This is a genomic window from Actinospica durhamensis (genome assembly GCF_018139695.1).
In the GTDB taxonomy this organism is placed as follows: domain Bacteria; phylum Actinomycetota; class Actinomycetes; order Streptomycetales; family Catenulisporaceae; genus Actinospica; species Actinospica durhamensis.
On the sequence record NZ_JAGSOG010000775.1, the window covers coordinates 1 to 431 of the forward strand.

Annotated in this window: 1 protein-coding gene; it reads right to left on the reverse strand. The window is 58.9% G+C overall.

Translation table 11 applies throughout. The features are described from left to right. Positions 1–2 precede the first annotated feature (2 nt). Positions 3–254, reverse strand: a complete 252-nt coding sequence (locus tag KDL01_RS47260; RefSeq protein WP_009241254.1) for a twin-arginine translocation signal domain-containing protein — start codon at positions 252–254, stop codon at positions 3–5. Positions 255–431 lie beyond the last annotated feature (177 nt).

Sequence of the window (431 nt, forward strand, 5' to 3'; positions counted from 1 at the left end):
CATCAGATCCACGTCGTCTTGTAGTACTTGCGGATGTGTTCGCTCAGCCGGTAACCGGTGGCGCCGTCATCCGCGGCGTCGGTTGCGGGTGTGGACGGAGCAGTGGGCGCTTGCACGAGATGGCCGGCTGTCGCGGCAGTGCCTGCAGCCGCGGCGGCGACCGCCGCCCCCATCAGGAAGCGGCGGCGAGTGGGTGCAACATCAGCGAAATCCGCTTCTGGGCGCACGTGAGGGGCGGTGTTCAAACCTGGCATTTCGATGCTCCCCGGCTCTTTCAAACCGATGACCGAATGTAATAGGAATTTTCCAACACATTTTAGGAGTAACGGCATGGGAAAACCATGCCCAAAACCCCTCACCGAGGGATTTTCCTGACGATTTACCGATGAATTTTTTCAATGAGTCGGATTTGAACCGGAGCGCCGTGACGC

Bases quoted from the DNA above. Each gene is read 5' to 3' on its own strand.
- KDL01_RS47260 (WP_009241254.1), bottom strand. From the start codon at position 254: ATGCCAGGTTTGAACACCGCCCCTCACGTGCGCCCAGAAGCGGATTTC.